Source organism: Pseudomonas sp. NFACC39-1, from assembly GCF_900110355.1.
Classification (GTDB): Bacteria; Pseudomonadota; Gammaproteobacteria; order Pseudomonadales; family Pseudomonadaceae; genus Aquipseudomonas; species Aquipseudomonas tehranensis.
The window spans coordinates 1-19,095 of the sequence record NZ_FODL01000005.1; the positions used below are offsets into that span (position 1 = coordinate 1).

Consider the following 19,095-nt stretch of genomic DNA (forward strand, 5'->3'; position numbering starts at 1 on the left):
CGAAGGCGTCGGGTCAGTAGCGGTGATGTTGACTGACCCACCGCTATCGCGAGCAGGCTCGCTCCCACAGTTGTTTTAGGATGGCCTCGGGATTTGCATACACCACAGAACCTTGTGGGAGCGGGCTTGCTCGCGAAGGCGTCGGGTCAGTAACGAGGATGTTGACTGACCCACCGCTATCGCGAGCAAGCCCGCTCCCACAGTTGTTTTTGGGGGGGGCTCAAAATTTCACAGGTGTTTTGAGGCGGTCTCGGGATTTGCATCCCGCGGGAACCCGGTGCAATGCATTACTCCGCCAACAACACCGCCGCATCGAACCCGACCCGCAAGTTGCCCCAATGGCGACCATTGAAGAAGAACGGGACGTCGATCTCGGTCATGATTTCCCCGGTATCGCGCAGGTAGGTCTGGAGCAGGAAGCGCTGGGTGTTGCCCGCTGCGCGCAGGCCGATGGGGTCGTTGAAGATTCGCTTGTTGCGGCATACCGGCAGATCGACGGCGCGCTCGCCTGTCGGTTGTTTGGATACCCAGCTGTTGTTCACCGGGCAATAACCCTTGGTGTCGACGATGAACGAGACCTTACCGCCCGGGGTGCTACGGGTGAGTTTGTCGCACTCTTCCTGGCAGACTTGGGCAAAACGCTCGGTGTAGCTGGTCATGTATTGCTTGGGATCGGTGCCGGGAATCAGTTGGTAGTTCTGGTCGAACAGGTTGAGGCCATTCTGCTGCAGCGCCTCCAGCTGGGCTTGCAGGCTGTCGCGGCACTGGCTGGCCCGGGTGATGGCGGCGTCCAGCTTGCCATGGCCGAGCACAAACCGGCCCAACAATGCCTGGACCTTTTCAGCGACTCCGGACAGGTCACGGGTCGCCGTTGCCGAATGCTGCATGCGCTGGTCAATCGACTGGCTGTCGGCATGGATCTGCGTGACCCGTTCGTTGATGCCCGTGTTGGACTCGGCGAAAAGCTGGATATGGGACGCGATATCGGCCAACTTGCCATTGGTGGATTCGAAATCGCCGATCATGCTTTCGAAATGGCCCGAGGCACGCTCCACGACTTTCTGGGTTTCCCGGGCGCTGTGGCTGATCTGGTTGGTCTGCTCATGGGTGGAACTGACTTCCTCGAGCATGGCGTCGATGTTGCGCGAGATATCGTCGGTGGCCCGGCTGACATTCTGCGCCAGGGTGCGCACCTCATCGGCCACCACGGCAAAACCTCGGCCGCTTTCACCGGCCCGGGCGGCTTCGATGGCCGCGTTGAGGGCCAGCAGGTTGGTTTGGGCAGAGATCTGCTGGATCAGCCCAACGATGGACTTGATGCTCGAAGATCGTTGATTCAGGGCGCCTACCAGCGTGGCGAATTCACTAAGGCTGCTGGAGATTTCACTGATGTTGCCTGTCACTTCCAGCAGTTCGGCATAGGAGTCGCGGGCCATGCTCAAGTTCTGGGCGGTGGTGCTGGAAATGCCCTGGGTCTGGCGCGAGACTTCTTCGATGCGGCCCACCGCAGTGTTGCTCTGATCCATCACTTCCTTGGCGAAGCGGGCCTGGTGGGTAGCGCTGTCGCTGGAGTCGCTGATGTTTTTCAACGAACGCGCCGATTCGACCGCAATGTGCACGGTCAGCGCCTGGACGTTACTGATGATCTCTCGCTGCTTGGCCAGGAAGCGGTTGCAGGTGTCGGCCAGCACGCGGATTTCGTCGTGGGTCACCAAGGGCAGGTCTTTGGACAGGTCGCCTTCGCCGCTGGCGATCTCCTCGAGGGCCTTGGTCATGGCCGTGACAGGGCGCACGATCAGGTGGCGAAAGTACCAGACCATGAAGCTGATCATGCACAGCGTCAGCAGCGCGCCGAAGAGCAGGGCATGGGTGAGACTGTCGAGCCGGCCCTCGACTTGCCCCAGTAGCGCGGGGTCCAGTTGCGCGGTGTGCAACTGCAGCACAATGTCGGCGCGGGCACTGAGGGCCACCCAGTAAAGCAAGCCACTGACCACGACCAGCAGGAAAAGGCTCGAGAGCTTTTTGGTGAGCGTATCGAAAAACCGCATCTCGATAGACTCGTACAAGGCCTTTAGCGTCTGCATCCGTTGCTCCCGGGTAAAAAATACTTCGATGGCATACATTCGACCGCGAGCGCCAAAGCTTTAGCGCGATAGGGCGATTTGATATCACGGCGGCGCTCACAGCGGTTTTCAACCCGTCCTGCTGATGGCGGAATGGAGAAGTCAATATCCAGGGCGGTAGAGGTAGACGAAAGTCGTACTAGCGCTCTGCCCAGTGACTGCTACGGTTTGAGTGGAAAACAATAAAAACAACGGGAGTTGATTTTCATGTCCACTCAAAAACAACAGGCTGCGCGTGCCTACTGGACGGAAAACCTGCGCTGGATGCTGGCATTGCTGGCAATCTGGTTCTTGGTGTCGTTCGGCTTTGGCATATTGCTGGTTGACCAGCTCAACACCATCAGCTTCTTCGGTACGCCCCTGGGATTCTGGTTCGCCCAGCAGGGGTCCATCTACGTGTTTGTGCTCGAGATTTTCTTCTATGTCTGGAAGATGAATCAGCTCGATCGCAAATATGACGTCCACGAAGACTGAGGCCGACGAGCATGGATACCCAAACCCTGATCTACCTGTTCGTCGGCGCGTCCTTTGCACTCTATATCGGTATCGCCATCTGGACGCGCGCCGGCTCCACCAGTGAATACTACGTTGCCAGTAAAGGTGTGCACCCGGTACTCAATGGCATGGCCACCGGGGCCGACTGGATGTCGGCCGCCTCGTTCATCTCCATGGCCGGGATCATTGCCTTTGCCGGCTATGACGGCTCGGTCTACCTGATGGGCTGGACCGGCGGCTACGTGCTGCTGGCGATGTGTCTGGCGCCGTATCTGCGCAAGTTCGGCAAATTCACCGTGCCGGAGTTCGTCGGCGCGCGTTACTACTCGCAGACAGCGCGAGTGGTGGCGGTGATCTGCGTGATCTTCATTTCCTTCACGTATGTGGCGGGGCAGATGCGCGGCGTGGGCATCGTGTTCTCCCGTTACCTGGAAGTGGATATCAATACTGGCGTGATGATCGGTATGGCCATCGTGTTCTTCTATTCCGTGCTCGGCGGCATGAAGGGCATTACCTACACCCAGGTAGCGCAGTACTGCGTGATGATTTTTGCCTACATGATGCCGGCGATTTACATCTCGATGATGATCACCGGCAACCCGATTCCGCAGTTGGGCTTCATCAGCGAAGTCACAGGCACCGGCCAGAGCGTGATCGAACGGCTCAATGGACTGGGGGCGGAGCTGGGCTTTACGGCTTATACCGATGGCACCAAATCGACCACCGACGTGTTTTTCATCACCATGGCGTTGATGGTCGGCACCGCGGGCCTGCCTCACGTGATCGTACGTTTCTTCACCACGCCGACCGTGCGGGATGCGCGTAAATCGGCAGGTTACGCGTTGCTGTTCATCGCCATCCTCTACACCACCGCACCGGCTGTAGCGGCTTTTGCCCGTACCAACCTGCTGACTTCGATTCCCAATGTCAGCTATGCCACCGCGCCAGCCTGGTTCAAGACGTGGGAAAATTCGGGGCTGATCGCCTGGGCGGACAAGAACAACGACGGCATCATCCAGTATGGCCCGGGGGCAGCCCTGGTCGGCGCGCCGAGCTTCACGGGGGAACGCGGGGCGAACGAGCAGCGGCTGCTGAGCAACCAGGTTTCACCGGTGGCTAACGAGCTGTATGTCGACAATGACATCATGGTTCTGGCCAACCCGGAGATTGCCGGGTTGCCAGGCTGGGTTATCGCTCTGATTGCCGCTGGTGGCCTGGCGGCGGCGCTGTCGACGGCAGCGGGGTTGCTGCTGGTGATTTCCACCTCGGTCTCCCATGACCTGCTCAAAAGCAACATCATGCCCAGGATCACTGAAAAGCAAGAGTTGCTGGCCGCCCGGATCGCCGCTGGCGTGGCGGTGCTGATCGCCGGATTGTTCGGCATCTACCCGCCGGCATTCGTGGCCCAGGTGGTGGCCTTTGCCTTCGGCCTGGCAGCGTCCTCATTCTTCCCGGTCATCGTCATGGGGATCTTCTCCAAGCGCATGAATCGTGAGGGCGCGATCGCCGGGATGATTGTGGGGCTGACGTTTACATTCACCTACATCGTCTACTTCAAATTCATCAATCCGGCGATGAACACCGCCGATCACTGGTGGCTGGGCGTATCGCCGGAAGGCATCGGCACCCTGGGGATGCTCTTCAACTTTGCGGCCGCAGTGGTGGTGTCACGCTTTACCGCGCCGCCGCCGGAGCACATTCAGCACCTGGTGGAAGATATCCGGGTTCCAAGGGGGGCGGGTGCGGCCATCGATCATTGATGTGCGCTAAGCCCTGAAAAAAGGGTGGGCAACGAACAAAGGCGCCGGAGTGATCCGGCGTCTTTTTTTTTGGCGAGTCAAGCGGGAAAGCGTTAGAAATATTTACTGGGAATCATTCTCAAAGTATATTCTCTCTCATTAACATCCCTCTGTGAGTGCTGCGTCTTGAATCGTTCCACCCCTCTCGCTACCCGCAACGCCTTTTTCAAACGTGTGTTGCCAACGCTGTCCTGCTGTTTCATCGCAAGCCCTTTGTGGGCGCAGGGCACCCTCGAACTGCCGACCACGGACATCCAGGGCAGTCGCATCACTCAGGACGAAGGCTATACGGCGTCGCAAGCCAGCACGGCGAGCAAAAGCGATGTACCGATCAAGGAAGAGGCGCAGTCGATCAACGTGGTGACCCAGCAAACCCTGGCGGACTATCAGGTGCGCTCGTTGGGCGATGCGATGAAGTTTGTCAGCGGCGTCAGCCAGGGCAACACCCTGGGCGGTTCGCGGGATTCGCTGGTCAAGCGCGGCTTCGGCACCAACGATGACGGCTCGATCCTGCGCGATGGCGTGCGTTCGAACCTGGGGCGCAATTTCAGCGCCACCACCGAGCGGGTCGAAGTGCTCAAGGGCCCAGCCTCGATGTTATACGGCGCCCTGGAGCCTGGCGGCCTGGTCAACGTCATCAGCAAGAAACCCGAATACACCCAGAGCACTACCCTGAGCGGCTCGGCCTACAGCGAAGGCGGCGGCACCATGGCCCTGGACACCACCGGGCCACTGGGCGATACCGGCCTGGCGTATCGCTTGATTGCCGAGCGTGGGCATGAGGATTATTGGCGCAACTATGGCGTCAATGAGAGCACGCTGGTGGCGCCGTCCCTGGCCTGGACGGGAGAGCGAGCCTCGTTGAACCTCAGTTATGAGTACAACGAATACTCCAATCCGTTTGACCGCGGCACGGTGTTCAGGAACGGGCATCCGGTGGACATCGACTACGACAAGCGTCTTGATGAACCGTGGGCCAAAAGCGTCGGTATTCGCGAGACGGCGACGGCGCGATTCGAGTATGAGCTGAGCGAGGCGTGGAAGACTCGCGTGATCTATGGCTGGAACAATGACCGGTATAGTCTTTCGATTGCGCAGCCCAACTCGTTAACGGGTAATAACCTGCGCCGGGCCGCTAACGGTGCTCACTACGACGATGAAACCCGTTACGCCAGTTGGGATTTCATCGGCAAGCAAGAGCTGTTTGGTCAGCGTCATGACCTGCTGGTTGGAGTCGATAATCAGGTGTCTGACCAGTTTCGTGGCAAGACTTACCGAAATACCGCTCAGGGTGGTTTCGACATCACTTCGCCGGTCTACGGCAACCTGCCAGAGCCTAGCCAGATCAGCGCACCCCAAAGCGACCTGAGTAACCAGTTAACCTCCAGCTCCGTTTATCTCAAGGACAACTGGCACCTCGACGACCGCTGGATCCTGGTCTTGGGTGGCCGCTACCAGCATTACGATCAATACAGCGATCAAGGCCTGGGCAGCCGATATGTGGTCAACCGCGATGATAACGGCGACGCTTTCGTACCGTTCCTGGGGATGGTCTACAAAGCCACCGATGCCCTGTCGCTTTACGGTAACTACAGTCGGTCGTTCAAGCCAAATGACGATGTGGACGATGCCGGCAACACCTTCGATCCGGAAGAGGGCCGCAGCTATGAAATCGGCGCCAAATACGACCCGCTACCGGGCCTGAACATCAACCTTGCGCTGTATGACATCGTGAAGAAGAACGTCGTAACGTCCTCCACGGTCAATGGCGTCACGTTGGCAGAAGCCGCCGGTAAGGTCGGCTCCCAAGGCCTGGAGCTCGACGTTACCGGTCGTTTGGCCGAGCGTTGGGATCTGATCGGCACCTACGCCTACACCCACACGGAAATCCTCGACGATCCGGATGACGAAGGTCACCGCCTGGCCAACGCCCCCAAACACACCGCAAGCCTATACCTGACCCACCACCTGAACGTGCCTGCCGAATTCGGCGCCTGGCACGCCGGCGCCGGTGCACGTTACGTCGGCGAGCGCGCCGCCAACAACGCCAACGATTTCTGGCTCAGCAGCTACACCGTGGCCGACGCCTTCCTGCGCTGGGAGTCACCGGTATTGGGGCACAAGACCTCGTTGCAGTTGAACGTGGACAACCTGTTCGATAAACACTACTACCCGTCTTCCACCGGCAGCCAACTGCAGGTCAATGTCGGCGAACCGCGCACCGCCCGCCTGAGTGCCAGCGTGACGTTCTGAGTACGCTGTCCTGAAATCAAAAATGCCCGGAACCTGAGTCCCGGGCATTTTTATTGGCGGCCAGCGGCTACGCCAGCGTGCGGCCAACGGGCACCTGCGCGATGTCACGTTTAGCACCCGCCCTCAACGCGTGGCGCAGCCGTCTTGAATCATCCAGGCGCCAGGGCAAACTCAACGACGCTTGCCAAATACCGTTTTCGGCGACTTGCCAAAGAACCGGGTGAATGCGGCGCTGAAATTATTCGGGAATTTGTAGCCAACCTTGTAAGCCGCCTGCGCGACTTGGCAACCGCTTTCAAGCAGCGTGTAGGCCTTGCGCATGCGGATCTCGTGAAGCATCCGGTGTGGCGTGGAGTTGAAGCGGTAGTGCAGGCCTTCCTTGAGCTTGAATTCGTTGAGCCCGACTGCGGCGCAGAGGTAGGGAATGGTCAGCGGCTGGTCCATTTGCTCGATCATGATGTCCCGTGCCTGGTCGAGTTTTTCTATGTCGCTGGCACTGAATTGCGGGTTCTGAATGCAAGTGGGCGGGCTCAGCAGTTTCAACTGCTCGGACAGCAGGCAGAGGGTGTGGATGTGCATGTCCAGCGCGCCGGTCGCACCCTGGTTGAGATAGCGCGCCAAGGCGGTGGCGTGGCTGGCACTGGTGGCTGAGGTTTTCTGAAAGGCCAGTTGGCGCACATTGCCGTTGCCCAGTAACTGGCGGGTGCGCTGCTCACCGATGTATCGGTTGAGCATGCCTTCACCGATCAGCAGCCTGAGCTGGGATACGGTCGTGCCGGCTTCGTAGCAGCGCTCGCCGAGGCTCAGTTGAAACGACGTGATGGTGGTGTAGCCGGCTCGGAACGACACCGCCGAACCGTCGGCGCCCTTGTACCCGGAGTCGCCTTGCATGCCGAACGTGATGACCAGCATATGGCGATTGTGCGGGCTGACGGTTTCTTCGATCAGATTACGCGTGGGGCGGTAGCGCGAGCGCACCACCATCAGGTCGTTATCGACGAAATAGCGCTCGGAATAGCACTCACCCAGTTCTCCCGGCAGTTGCTGGCGCGTCCAGCCACAGGTGTCGTTGCTGATCAGTCGCGAGTGCGTTGGCGCAACTCGATACGACTGGGAAATCTTCTGTAGGGCCGCCACTTCTATTGTCCTCCTTGGTTGACTCTGGCTTGCATATGGATTGATCCAGATTCCATATGAACTAGATGATAACTATTCGCATTAATCAATACCATGTTTGCATCTCAACTGCCATCGCAAGAACGCGGCAGTCGCTGATTCATTGATGGGGAGTGCGATGGGCAAGCCTGTATTGAAAGCCTGCGGTTACACGTTGTGCGTCGGTTGCTGCCTGGGCGCAGCCGTGAACGTCGCGGCGCAAACCGAGCTGGCTCCGGTCACGGTGACGGCGAACAAAATCGAACAGCTCCAGGAAACGGTTCCAGCCAGTCTGTCGGTGCTGACGGGTGAAGACCTGCGCAAGGGCGGCATCCATGACCTGGAAGACCTGGCGCGAGCCACTCCCGGCTTTACCTTCCAGCCCTTTGGTCAGTCGGGCACGAACCTGCCGGTGGTGCGCGGCCTGACTGCCAGCCCCACGGCGTTTTCCTCCTCGATGCTGATGTTGGTCGACGGCGTGCCGACCTTGATGGGGCAGGGCTTTGACCACAACCTGTTGGGGGTGGAACGCATCGAAATCCTGCGTGGACCGCAGTCGACCCTGTATGGCCGCAACGCAGAAGCCGGCGTATTGAGCCTCCATACTCGCCAGCCCGAAGCGCTGCCCTATGCCCGGATCGAAGCCGGTGCTGGCAGTCGCGACGAGCGCACCCTGGGCGTGGATGCCAGTACCGCGCTGCTCCCGGACACGCTGTACGCCGGGGTTTCCGGGCAATGGCTGGAGCGCGATGGCTACGTTGACAACGACTGGCGCGGCGGGCAGGCCGATGATCGCGAACGCCACAGTGCCCGTATGGTGCTGCGCTGGACGCCCACGTTGGCCACAGACGTCAACCTGCGCTACAGCCGCCAGGACTATCGCGACGGCGGTGCCCAGTGGGGAGCGGCGGATTCATCTCGGCGCCAGGTGCGCTCCGGCACCTCGAGCTGGAACCATTCCAGTGGCCGCAGCCTGTCTTTGGACGTGCAGCATGAGTTCGAGTCGGGCCTGAAGCTGCGCTCGATCACTGCACGCAATGACTTCTACGACCGGGTTCGCCAAGACACCGATTTCCAGCCTGCAGACCGCTTCCACGTAGTCCGTGATTACCACTTCAATACCTTGTCCCAGGAGTTTCGCCTGGAAGGCCAGTGGGACGAGAACCCGTGGTTGCTCGGCGTTTATGCGGACCACGATGACCACGACCTGTCCTACCAACAGCAACTGCCCATCAGCCTGTCCCGCACGGATGTGCAACTGAGTGGCAATACCGCGGCGCTGTTCGGCCAGTGGCTGATGCCCCTGGCCGAACGTTGGACCCTGACCCTCGGCGCTCGCGTCGAAGAGGACAAGGTGCGCCTAGATCCCCGGGGCGGTAGTGGCCAGAGCCAGGCGTGGCAACGCTTTACCCCCAAGGTATCACTGCAATACGAGTGGCAAACGGATGCCTACCTGTACACCAGCTATGCCGAAGGTTTTCGCGCCGGAGGTTTCAATGCCTTCTCCAGTGCCGCCAATTACCCCGGTTATGACCCGGAAAAGGTCAAGACGTATGAGGTCGGCGCCAAGGGTTGGCTGGATGACAGACGCCTGCGTTACTCGGCGGCGCTGTACTGGATGGACGTGCGCGACATGCAAGTGCAGCAACTGCTCCAACCGGGCGTGGTGTACATCACCAACGCGGCGTCGGCGCACTCCACGGGGTTGGAACTCGAAGCCCAATACCTCCTCGCTGACAACTGGACGCTGGTCAGTTCCGTGGGCCTGAACCGCACCCGTTTCCAGCGTTTCAGCGACGGCAACAGTGACTACCAGGGCAATCGCAATCCCTACGCCCCCGACTTCACCGGCCATCTGAGCCTGCGCTACGACGCCCCCGTCGGTTGGTGGGCCCAGGGTGGCGTGGATGTCGTCGGCAAGACCTACCTGGACTCGGCCAACCAGTACAGCCGTGGCGGCTACGGCTTGATCAACCTCAATGCCGGTTATGACATCGGCCGGTACGGCATCAGTGCCTATGTGAAGAACGCCGCCGACAAGCGCTACGACGCCGTCGGCTATTTGAACGGCACCGCGCGGGTCTACAGCCCGCCAAGGGAAATCGGCCTGCGCGTGAGCTATGAACTGTGAGCTGCGAATGATGAATGGAAGCGACCTGGCAACACCACATCCCCTGCAACCCTACTGGGACCTGACTCTGGCCGGCGTGCGCGCCGACGCCTTGCGTATCGCGCTGGAATGGAAGCTGTTCAACCTGCTGCAAGTGCCTGTCACGGCGCAGACCATTGCCCGCCAGTTGCAACTCGACCCGGTCAACACCGGTTATTGGCTGGAAGCGCTATGGAGCATGGCCTTGCTGGTCCGTGACCAACAGCAACCGCCGCGCTACCAAAACTCTGCTGTGGCCCACGACTACCTGCGCGCCGAGGCCCCGGACTACTGCGGCGATGCGTGGACGTTCCGCCTGCGCGGGCTTCGGCATTTCGGTGGACAGTTGGGCGACCAGGTTCGGGCCGGTCAGCCCAGCGGGCAGGCGCCGAACGTGGCGACCACCATCGAGAACTGGACGGCCGCTGCACGTCTGCAATTAGCCCAGGAGCAACGGGCCGTCACGGTAGAGGTGGCGTTGCGCCTGATGGCAGGGATTCCCGAGTTCGCCCACGCCCGCCGATTCCTGGACTTGGGGGGTGGCCCGGGTCTGGTAGCGATAGCCTTGGTCCGGGATAACCCGCTGTTGAGTGGCGAGGTGTTCGATTTCCCCCAGACCGTCAGCGTGGCGGCGGAAAATATCCATAGGGCCGGCCTCCAGCAGCGCCTCAGCGTCCGCGGCGGGGACCTGGCAAACGATGACATCGGCGAGGGGTATGACCTGATCTGGTGTTCTTCAGTGTTGCACTTTGTCCCGGACCTGGCCGCGAGCCTGGAGAAAATCCATGCCGCATTGCGTCCTGGTGGCGTGCTGGTCAGTGCCCATGCCGAAGTCCCCCTGGACCCGGACCTGGCCCGGCGGGTCATGCCTTACTACCTGTCGATGCAAATGCTCGGTCGCCAGGTCACCCAGGCTGGCGGCCTGGCCGATGCGTTGACGCAGGCCGGTTTCGTCGATATCGACCATTACCCTGAAGTGGCCCTTGCCGTCGCCCCGGTCGCGGTGCAAGTGGCGCGTCGGAGTGGCCCATGAAAGGTCAGGAAAACGCGCGCCTGTGGCGCCTGCAGTTGCTGTTCGGCTGGCTCCATTTTGTCCTCGCAGTACCCAGCATTTACCTGCTGCTCGGGCTTCCGCTGGTCATGCGTGAACACGGTTGGTCCGGCACCGATATCGGGTTGTTCCAACTGACGGGGCTGCCGGCGGTGTTCAAGTTCCTCTTGGCCGTGCCCGTGCAGCGCTATCGGGCCCCCCAAGGGCACTATCGCCTTTGGGCACAGGGGCTGTGCCTGCTGCTGGCGCTGTTGCTGGTGCTGGCCAGTCAGCAGGCGATCACCGCCAACCGGCTGGTGCTTTTCGGTCTGGCTTTCGCTGCTGGCGTGCTGGCGACCTGGGCCGACATTCCGGTCAACGCCCTGGCCATCAAGTTATTGCCGCAAGCGCAGCGATTGCGTGCAGGGGGGATCCGTTCGGCGGCGCTGTTCCTCGCCGCCATTGTGGGCGCCGGGGTCATGCTGGTGGTGCAGCAGCGCTGGGGTTGGCAGGCGCCGTTTCTGTTGATGGCGGCCGGGTTGCTACTGGCCCTGCCGTTTCTCGGGCGCTTGCACGAGGCGGATGGCAATGCTGTCGAGCCCCAGGCATGCAGGCCGGCCTTGGTGGATTGGTCCGGTTTTTTCCGGCAGCCCGGCGCACGTCTCTGGATCTGGCTGCTGCTCAGCGGTTTCCCCTTTCTTGGCGCGGCGTGGCTTTACCTCAAACCGTTGTTGCTGGACCAGGGGATGCCTGCGCAGCAGGTGGCCTGGGTTGCCGGCGTCGGCGGCGGGGTGGTCGGCGCCCTGGCGAGCATTCTGGGCGCCAGGCTGGTGCAACGCCTGAGCCCGGCCCGGGTGACCCCGTGGTTCATGGTCGGTGCCTGGTTGGCGTTACTGGCCTTGACGGGCGCGGTATGGCTCCAGGCCTCGAGCTCGTGGTTGGTGGCGGCGGCTTATCTCTTGGCCATGGCGATGGGCGCGGTATCGAGCCTGATGTTCGGCCTGATGATGTTTTTCTCCCGTCGTCACCACCAGGCTGATGACTACGGCCTCCAGGCCAGCCTCTTTGTACTCACGCGCCTGTTGGTACCGATCGGTGCCGGCGTGTTGCTCGATCGCAGTGGTCCGGCGGGAATGCTTGCCGGTCTGTGCCTGGCAATGCTCGGCGTGTGTGCACTGGCGATCGCTGCGCGACGTTCGATAGCCCAGGCCACGGTGGATGCCGGTATCCCCGACGACCGAGCTGACCGAGCTAAAGGCGAATCCGCCCCCCAAGTAAGTTAGACCCAATAGGAATGGAGTCCATGAAGGCAACCTTAGGTATCTGCTTGATTACCCAGACGCAGCCTCTGATCGAGGATGTGGCATTTGTCGTCGATTATTTGCAGGCCTGCTTGCAGCCTCCGGCAAATAATCCCGACTGGCCGCTTTCGATCAGAGGCAACGAGCCGATGCATCGTGCCTTGGGCCCCAGGCCCCACGGCGAAGCTGTCCTGGAGACTTTGATGGTCCAGGCCCAGCAGTATTTGCAGGGCAACCCGTGCGTGGCGGCGGCGCTGCCCGACTTGTGGGTGCTGACCTTCGATTCGCCCCAAGCCGCCCGGCAAAGCTTGCGCCGACAAGCTCCGCCGTTGTCCAACGAACTGTTCATTCTCGATCTTTGTCAGCAAAGCGAGGCGGGGGACGAGGATCCCTTTGATGAATTGATCGCCGCTGCGCCCGTGTCACGCCTGTCGCCTCATTCGGCGCTGCTGTATTGCGCCTTGCCGGCCCTGCCGGGCTGGATGAACCGGGTCGGCGGCAACCGCCATCTGCGTGTGGCGGGGCAGGACCGCGCTGCGCGTCGGGCGGACCTGCTGCGCATCCTCCTCGATCATTTGGAGCACGCACACTTCAATCGTTTGCTGGCGCGCTCGATCAGCGGGCCGTTGCTGTCGGTGAGCCTGGCGACGGAAATCACCCGGTTCATGTGCAGTCGCTGGCAGCAGCGTTGGGACTTTCATGCCTACACTGGGTCGATGGTGGCGGGGTTGATCCAGTCGATGCAGCAGAACGTCGCCGGCACCGGCGTGCGTTGCCTGGGCGGCTGCAACGAACACAGCCTGGCGGTCAGTGCCATGGCCGGCTGGCAGTTGTTTGGCCGGGCCTACGTGATTGCCGTGACCTCGGGCATGATCGATGAATTTCGCGGCACCCTGGCCAATCTCAAGCGGCTGGGGGCTCCGGGGCTGATCGTCTGTGCCGACAGCCCGGAGAACGTCTGGTATGCCTTCCAGGGCACCCACGATCTGGACAACGACGGCTGTCGGGTCATCGAGGCCCGGGGGCTGCGCCAAGTCTTCATCCGCAAGGTCGAGGAAATCGGTCCACGCCTGGAAGAGGCCTTCGCCATGCTCGCCGAACGAGCCGAGCCGGTGTTTATCCTGGCCACCCAGGGGGTGCTGGAATCCCGCCCTCAGGTGCCGCTGGACGTACGCCTGCCCGAGCTCATGTCGACACCGGCCTGGCGCCCCGACACGCGGCAGGCCGGCGCGCTGGACCAGGCCCTGGAGCTGATCAATCGCGAGCCGGTGCACCTGCTATGGCAGTGCGGCAAGCTCAGCGCCGAGCAGCGTCGGCGCGTGCATGCCCTGGCCGAGCGTGCTGCCATCGGCCTGGCGGACAGTATTACCCAACCCGGCAGTGTCGGTCCTTACCACGAGGGACGGGCGGTGCCCGAATACCTTGGGCCATTGTCTCTGTATGGATTCAGCCGGCGGGTGTACCAGTTCATGCATTGCGAGCATGAGTTGAACGGGGCCCAGGACCACTGCGTGTTCTTTCTCAAGGGCAAGGTCGACCAGGCTGCCACGCCATTCTCCGAAGGCAAGCTCAAGCGCCAATTGCGGGTCGTGCAGGTCAATCATGAACCGCGGCATCTTTCACCGTTCACCGATTTGGCGCTGGATGTGCCGCTGGATGCGTTCCTGGACCATATCGAGCGTGGGCTACAGGTCGAACCCCAAGTGCTCGCGTTGCGGCGCGACAAGCTCCGCGAGATGGCGCAACGTAGCGAAGCCGTGGCGGCGGATCACATCGAGACCCTGCCCATGACCGCCAACTACTTTTTCCATCGGCTCGGCCATCTGGTACGCGAGCTGATCGAGCACCAGGGGTATCGCTACATCGGCGTCTACGATGTCGGCCGTTGCGGTATTTCGGCGGTGCGTAACGTGCCACGCACTGACCCGGGATTTTCCGGGTGGTATGGACGGGCGTTGATGGGGGATGCGCTGATGGCCTTGCCCTATATCGCCATGACCGCCGAGGGCAATGTCCTGGCGTTCGTGGGCGATGGCGCTCGGGCCTTGGTGCCGGATATCGAGGCACGCCTGGCGCACGCACTGGCTGAGGACCCGTGCGCGAACCAGCGCAACGTCAGTCTTTTCTACCTCACCAATGGCGTGTTGTCGCTGATCCAGACGTACCTCGACAAACGCTATGCCCACAACGGCGCCCAGCAAGTTGCGGTGACCAGCGCCGGGGCAGTGGCTGCGCCAATGGAACGTATCGGCGCCATCAGCGTGCACCGCGAACGCTTGGTCAACTTTGATGAAGCCGCCCTGCGCCAAGCCCTGTCGCAACCCGGACAACTGAACATCTTCGACGTGTTGCTGGCCCATAACTCGGAGGGCGACGGCTTGAGCCTGGTCTCCGAAACCGCCTGGAACCGTCAATGAACCTTCGCCAAGGACATACCCCCATGAAATTCGGCTTCATCGCCCATCCGACCTCCATTGCCCTGCAACGCCAGGTGAAGATCATCGACCTGTTGGACCGCACGCTCGCTGAGCAAGACCGCGGGTATCAGGCTCAGCTCTGGAAGTCACGCAATCTGGTGCCGTTCGCTGACTTCGGGCGCATCGTCAGCGCCAGTGGCGCGGTGTGCGATGGCATCTTGCATTACCTGCCGCTGACCGCGGAGCAAATGCTCAGCCAGCCGCGAACCATCGCCGCACGGGTACTCGAAGGCGTGCACAGCCTGCAGGAGCAGGGCGCGCAACTGGTCGGCCTCGGTGGCTTCACGGCGATTGTCGGCAACCGCGGGTTGCAGACCCTCGACCGCAGCGGCGTACCGGTCACCACCGGGAACTCGTTGACCGCCTACGCCGCCTACAAGAACGTGCTGGAGGCCATGGCCCGACTGGAGGTGGCGCCGCAAGACAGTGAAGTGGCGGTGGTCGGTTACCCCGGTTCGATCGCTCTGGTCATCGCCAAGCTACTGGCCGGCGACGGTTGTCGCCTGCGCCTGGTGCATCGCGGTAGCGCGCAGCAGGGCCGTGACAGCCTGGCCTGGCTGCCGGCGCAGTTCCACGGCCAGGTGCAGCTCACGACCGATATCGACAGTTGCTACAAGCACGTACGTTTTTACGTCGCGGCGACGTCCAGCGGCGGGCTGATCGACCCCTATCGGCTCGCGCCTGGGGCCGTGGTGGTGGACGCTGCGTTGCCCCGGGATGTACTGCCGTTTCATCAAGACCGCCAGGACATCCTGATCATCGACGGCGGTCTGGTGTCGGCCAGCGCCGACTTGCGTTTCGGCACTGAAACCCTGGGGGTGGCGCCGAAAAAATTCCTCAATGGCTGCCTGGCGGAAACCTTGGTGCTGGCGCTGGAGGGGCGTGCCGAAGCGTTTTCCATCGGTCGCGAATTACCCGAGGAGCGGGTACTGGAAATTGGCCGCATCGCTGAACTGCATGGTTTCTCGCCGTCGCCCATGGCCTCTTATGGCGAGCGCCTGACAGACGCGGATTTCCAGGCCCTGCGACGCTTCCATCGGACCACGAAAGTCCCCACCACCGTCGAACAACCCACCGATCAACCGGCTGCCCTGCGGGCCGAAGCCTTGCGTTGTTTCGACCAGCACATCAACCCGGTGCTGAGGGAGTTCTACCAGTTCAACCACATCGAACGGGTGTTCACCCACGGCAGTGGTTGCTGGCTGACAGACCTGGACGGTGGCCGTTACCTGGATTTCGTCGCCGGCTACGGCTGCCTCAATACCGGGCACAATCATCCGCGCATCAGCCAGGCGTTACAGGCCTATCTGCAACAGCAATACCCCACGTTCGTCCAGTACGTATCGGTGCCCTTGCAGACCAGCCTGCTGGCCCAGCGCCTGAGTGAGCTGGCGCCGGGAAACCTGGAGCGGGTGTTTTTCAGCAACTCGGGCACCGAGGCGATAGAGGCGGCGTTGAAGCTGGCGATGGCGGCCATGCAGCGACCTCGAATCCTGTATTGCGACAACGGCTATCACGGCAAGACCCTGGGAGCGCTGTCGGTCACCGGGCGAGACAAGCACCGCGACCCTTTCAAGCCGCTGCTGGCGCGCTGCGATTCGATCGCTTTTGGCGATCTGGCGGCGCTGGAAAGTGCCTTGCGCCAAGGGGATGTCGGCGCCTTTATTCTCGAACCGATCCAGGGCGAGGGCGGGGTGATCGTGCCTCCGCAGGGCTACCTGAAGCAGGTTCGCGCACTTTGCAACGCCTACGACTGCCTGTTGATTGTCGATGAGATCCAGACGGGCCTGGGCCGCACAGGCAAGCTGTTCGCCTGTGAGTGGGAGGCGGTGGTGCCGGATATCCTGGTGCTGTCCAAATCGTTGTCTGGCGGTGCGGTGCCCATCGGCGCGACGCTGTCCAGCGCGGCGTTGTGGGACCGTGCCTATGGCAGCATCGACACCTTTGCGTTGCACACCTCGACCTTCGGCGGCGGCAACTTTGCGTCGGCTTCGGCTCTGGCGACGCTTGAGGTGATTGCCGCAGAAGACTTGGCCGGCAACGCCGCCCGGGTCGGTGGGCAGCTCAAGCAGGCCCTGCAAGAGGCGGTCAGTCCGTACCCGTTCATTCGTGAAGTGCGCGGCGTCGGGTTGATGATCGCCATTGAGTTCGAATACAGCTTCAAAGGCGGCGTCGAGGCCTTCGTGCGTGAGTTCGCCAGCCGCATTCCGGGCAATGCGGCGGGCACCTATCGCATGCTCTCCGGTAAAGCCAAGCGGCATATCGAGGAGGCCATCTGTGAGGTGGAGAAAAACTTCGAGGAGATGTTCGTTTTGCGTTTCGTCAGCAAATTGTCCCGGGAGCATGGTGTGTTGACCTTTGTCACCGCCAACAATAACCGGGTCATGCGCATCCAGCCTCCACTGGTGCTCAATGACGCCGAAGCGCAGCATTTTGTCGAAGCCTTCAGTGCCGTGTGCGAGGACATGTCGACCTTCCTCGCCTGACGCCCGCACGAGCCCTTGAAAGAGGGCTTTTGTTTATCTGTTGCGATACACCCCGTCGATTCCTGCTGTCGATGAACTGCTTATCGCAGAGTGGCCGTTCTAAATGCATACGAAAACGGACCTTGTGCATATGAAATTCAAAGCCCTTTGAATTGATTAATCAAAGAGCCTGCATGAGAATTACTTACATTCAGTAACAGGTATTAAACATGAAACTTCCTCCGCTTGTCGCTGCTGTTTCGAGCCTAAGTAACGAAGAAATAACCCGTTATAGTCGACACTTGTTGATTCCTGATGTGGGCGTGGAAGGGCAGTGTCGTTTAAAGAGCAGCAAAGTACTGGTCATCGGTGCCGGAGGCCTGGGTTCGCCGGCGTTGCTTTACCTGGCGGCGGCCGGTGTCGGTACCCTGGGTATCATCGATTTCGACCGGGTGGACGAGTCCAACCTGCAGCGCCAGGTGATCCATCGGGTTGCCACGGTGGGCCAGTTGAAGGTCGACAGTGCCGCCGAGGCAATCAACGCGCTGAACCCCTATGTGAAAGTCGAACGCCACACAGAGCGACTGGAGCCGCAAAGCGCGGTGCAACTGTTCAGCCAATATGACCTTATCCTCGATGGCACTGACAATTTCGCCACCCGCTACCTGGTCAACGATGCCTGTGTGCTGGCCGGCAAACCCTACGTCTGGGGGTCGATCTTCCGCTTCGAAGGCCAGGCCTCGGTGTTCTGGGAAAACGCCCCTGGCGGCGTCGGCCTCAACTACCGCGACTTGTATCCCGAGCCGCCTCCGCCCGAGCTGGCGCCATCCTGTTCCGAAGGTGGGGTGCTGGGCATTTTGTGTGCGTCCATCGGCGCAATCATGGCCACTGAGGCGATCAAGCTGATCACCGGCATCGGCGATAGCCTGCTGGGGCGCCTGATGGTGTACGACGCGTTGGACATGTCCTACCGACAGATGCCGCTGCGGCGCTCTCCGGGTCGTCAGCCCATCACGGGCCTGAGCGATTACCAGGCCTTTTGCGGCCTGAGCGCGCCCCACGGCGTGCAGGATTCAGACATCCCTTCGATCAGCGCCAGGCAATTGCAGGTATTGCGCGAAAGCGGTCAGGACGTGTTGTTGATCGATGTGCGTGACCGCACCGAATGGGACATCGTGCGGATCCATGGCGCCCAGCACATGCCCAAGGGGCCGAAGACAGCAGAGCTGATCGAAACCCGGTTCGGCAAGCACGCCAACCTGGTCCTGCACTGCAAGACCGGCGTGCGCTCGAAAGCGGTATTGCTTGAGCTTCAACGGCGAGGCTTCAGCAACGTACGCAACCTCGATGGCGGCGTGCTGGCCTGGGTTCGGGATGTCGAGCCAGCGTTGCCGGCCTATTGAGCCTGAAGATGAGGAGCGATAATGCTGAGTATTCGTGCCGGCCTGCTGGAAGCCATGCTGGAGCAGGCGCGGCGGGATCATCCGCTGGAAACCTGCGGGATCGTCGCCGCACCGATAGGCGTTCGTACCGCCGAACGCCTGGTGCCGATGGACAACGCCGCCCGTTCGCCCACGTTCTTCAGTTTCGATCCCAGGCAACAACTGGCGGTCTGGCGAGCGCTGGACGAGCGAGACGAGGAGTGTCGGGTGATCTATCACTCCCATACCGCCAGTGTCGCTTATCCGAGCGCCGAGGATGTGCGTTATGCCGGTGATGCTTCGGTGCATTACGTCATTGTTTCAACACTGGCGGCGGTTGCCGAGTGCGTGCGAAGTTTTCGAATCATCAATAACAAAGTGACCGAAGAGCGTATTTGCGTGGTGCACTGAAAGTTATAAGCGATAC

At 61.2% G+C, this 19,095-nt stretch carries 12 protein-coding genes; 10 read left to right on the plus strand and 2 right to left on the minus strand.

Annotation, left to right across the window (positions count from 1 at the left end):
* Positions 1 to 287: 287 nt before the first annotated feature.
* On the minus strand, positions 288 to 2,084 hold the full coding sequence (locus BMY45_RS11975; RefSeq protein WP_092397774.1) for a methyl-accepting chemotaxis protein: 1,797 nt from the start codon (positions 2,082 to 2,084) through the stop codon (positions 288 to 290).
* Between the two features lie 246 nt (positions 2,085 to 2,330).
* Between BMY45_RS11975 and BMY45_RS11980 the strand changes: the two genes are divergently transcribed.
* The 3 genes from BMY45_RS11980 (at position 2,331) to BMY45_RS11990 (ending at position 6,670) form a co-directional block, all read left to right on the plus strand.
* Positions 2,331 to 2,597, plus strand: coding sequence for a DUF4212 domain-containing protein (locus BMY45_RS11980; protein ID WP_092397776.1), 267 nt, complete (start codon positions 2,331 to 2,333; stop codon positions 2,595 to 2,597).
* 11 nt (positions 2,598 to 2,608) lie between these two features.
* Complete coding sequence (locus tag BMY45_RS11985; protein WP_092397778.1) at positions 2,609 to 4,378, plus strand: sodium:solute symporter family protein; 1,770 nt, start codon at positions 2,609 to 2,611, stop codon at positions 4,376 to 4,378.
* 213 nt (positions 4,379 to 4,591) lie between these two features.
* A complete protein-coding gene (locus tag BMY45_RS11990; RefSeq protein ID WP_371913926.1) occupies positions 4,592 to 6,670 on the plus strand; it encodes a TonB-dependent siderophore receptor in 2,079 nt (692 codons plus the stop codon).
* A gap of 171 nt (positions 6,671 to 6,841) precedes the next feature.
* On the opposite strand, the gene BMY45_RS11995 is transcribed toward BMY45_RS11990, so the two are convergent.
* Positions 6,842 to 7,807: a helix-turn-helix domain-containing protein gene (locus BMY45_RS11995; RefSeq protein WP_092397782.1), complete on the minus strand. Its 966-nt coding sequence runs from the start codon at positions 7,805 to 7,807 to the stop codon at positions 6,842 to 6,844.
* A 157-nt stretch (positions 7,808 to 7,964) separates the two neighbouring features.
* Between BMY45_RS11995 and BMY45_RS12000 the strand changes: the two genes are divergently transcribed.
* The 7 genes from BMY45_RS12000 (at position 7,965) to BMY45_RS12030 (ending at position 19,079) form a co-directional block, all read left to right on the plus strand.
* Positions 7,965 to 9,956, plus strand: a complete 1,992-nt coding sequence (locus BMY45_RS12000; protein ID WP_092397784.1) for a TonB-dependent receptor — start codon at positions 7,965 to 7,967, stop codon at positions 9,954 to 9,956.
* A 10-nt stretch (positions 9,957 to 9,966) separates the two neighbouring features.
* Positions 9,967 to 11,007 (plus strand): methyltransferase, encoded by a 1,041-nt coding sequence (locus BMY45_RS12005; protein ID WP_092398566.1) that lies wholly within the window; start codon positions 9,967 to 9,969, stop codon positions 11,005 to 11,007.
* Positions 11,004 to 12,287 carry an MFS transporter gene (locus BMY45_RS12010; protein ID WP_092397786.1) on the plus strand — a complete coding sequence of 428 codons (1,284 nt, stop codon included), beginning with the start codon at positions 11,004 to 11,006 and terminating at the stop codon, positions 12,285 to 12,287. Before BMY45_RS12005 ends, BMY45_RS12010 begins: the two co-directional genes overlap by 4 nt.
* 20 nt (positions 12,288 to 12,307) lie before the next feature.
* Positions 12,308 to 14,722 (plus strand): decarboxylase, encoded by a 2,415-nt coding sequence (locus BMY45_RS12015; RefSeq protein ID WP_092397788.1) that lies wholly within the window; start codon positions 12,308 to 12,310, stop codon positions 14,720 to 14,722.
* A complete protein-coding gene (locus tag BMY45_RS12020; protein WP_256573642.1) occupies positions 14,719 to 17,268 on the plus strand; it encodes a prodigiosin MAP biosynthesis aminotransferase PigE in 2,550 nt (849 codons plus the stop codon). Before BMY45_RS12015 ends, BMY45_RS12020 begins: the two co-directional genes overlap by 4 nt.
* A 209-nt stretch (positions 17,269 to 17,477) precedes the next feature.
* Positions 17,478 to 18,650: a molybdopterin-synthase adenylyltransferase MoeB gene (gene moeB / locus BMY45_RS12025; RefSeq protein WP_092397792.1), complete on the plus strand. Its 1,173-nt coding sequence runs from the start codon at positions 17,478 to 17,480 to the stop codon at positions 18,648 to 18,650.
* 21 nt (positions 18,651 to 18,671) lie between these two features.
* Positions 18,672 to 19,079, plus strand: coding sequence for a M67 family metallopeptidase (locus tag BMY45_RS12030; RefSeq protein ID WP_092397794.1), 408 nt, complete (start codon positions 18,672 to 18,674; stop codon positions 19,077 to 19,079).
* Positions 19,080 to 19,095 lie beyond the last annotated feature (16 nt).

Excerpts from the sequence above, each read along its gene's own strand:
- BMY45_RS12015 (WP_092397788.1), top strand. The coding sequence starts at position 12,308 with ATGAAGGCAACCTTAGGTATCTGCTTGATTACCCAGACGCAGCCTCTG.
- moeB (WP_092397792.1), top strand. The coding sequence starts at position 17,478 with ATGAAACTTCCTCCGCTTGTCGCTGCTGTTTCGAGCCTAAGTAACGAA.
- BMY45_RS11980 (WP_092397776.1), top strand. The coding sequence starts at position 2,331 with ATGTCCACTCAAAAACAACAGGCTGCGCGTGCCTACTGGACGGAAAAC.
- BMY45_RS11975 (WP_092397774.1), bottom strand. The coding sequence starts at position 2,084 with ATGCAGACGCTAAAGGCCTTGTACGAGTCTATCGAGATGCGGTTTTTC.
- BMY45_RS12000 (WP_092397784.1), top strand. The coding sequence starts at position 7,965 with ATGGGCAAGCCTGTATTGAAAGCCTGCGGTTACACGTTGTGCGTCGGT.
- BMY45_RS12010 (WP_092397786.1), top strand. The coding sequence starts at position 11,004 with ATGAAAGGTCAGGAAAACGCGCGCCTGTGGCGCCTGCAGTTGCTGTTC.
- BMY45_RS12020 (WP_256573642.1), top strand. The coding sequence starts at position 14,719 with ATGAACCTTCGCCAAGGACATACCCCCATGAAATTCGGCTTCATCGCC.
- BMY45_RS11985 (WP_092397778.1), top strand. The coding sequence starts at position 2,609 with ATGGATACCCAAACCCTGATCTACCTGTTCGTCGGCGCGTCCTTTGCA.
- BMY45_RS12005 (WP_092398566.1), top strand. The coding sequence starts at position 9,967 with ATGAATGGAAGCGACCTGGCAACACCACATCCCCTGCAACCCTACTGG.
- BMY45_RS12030 (WP_092397794.1), top strand. The coding sequence starts at position 18,672 with ATGCTGAGTATTCGTGCCGGCCTGCTGGAAGCCATGCTGGAGCAGGCG.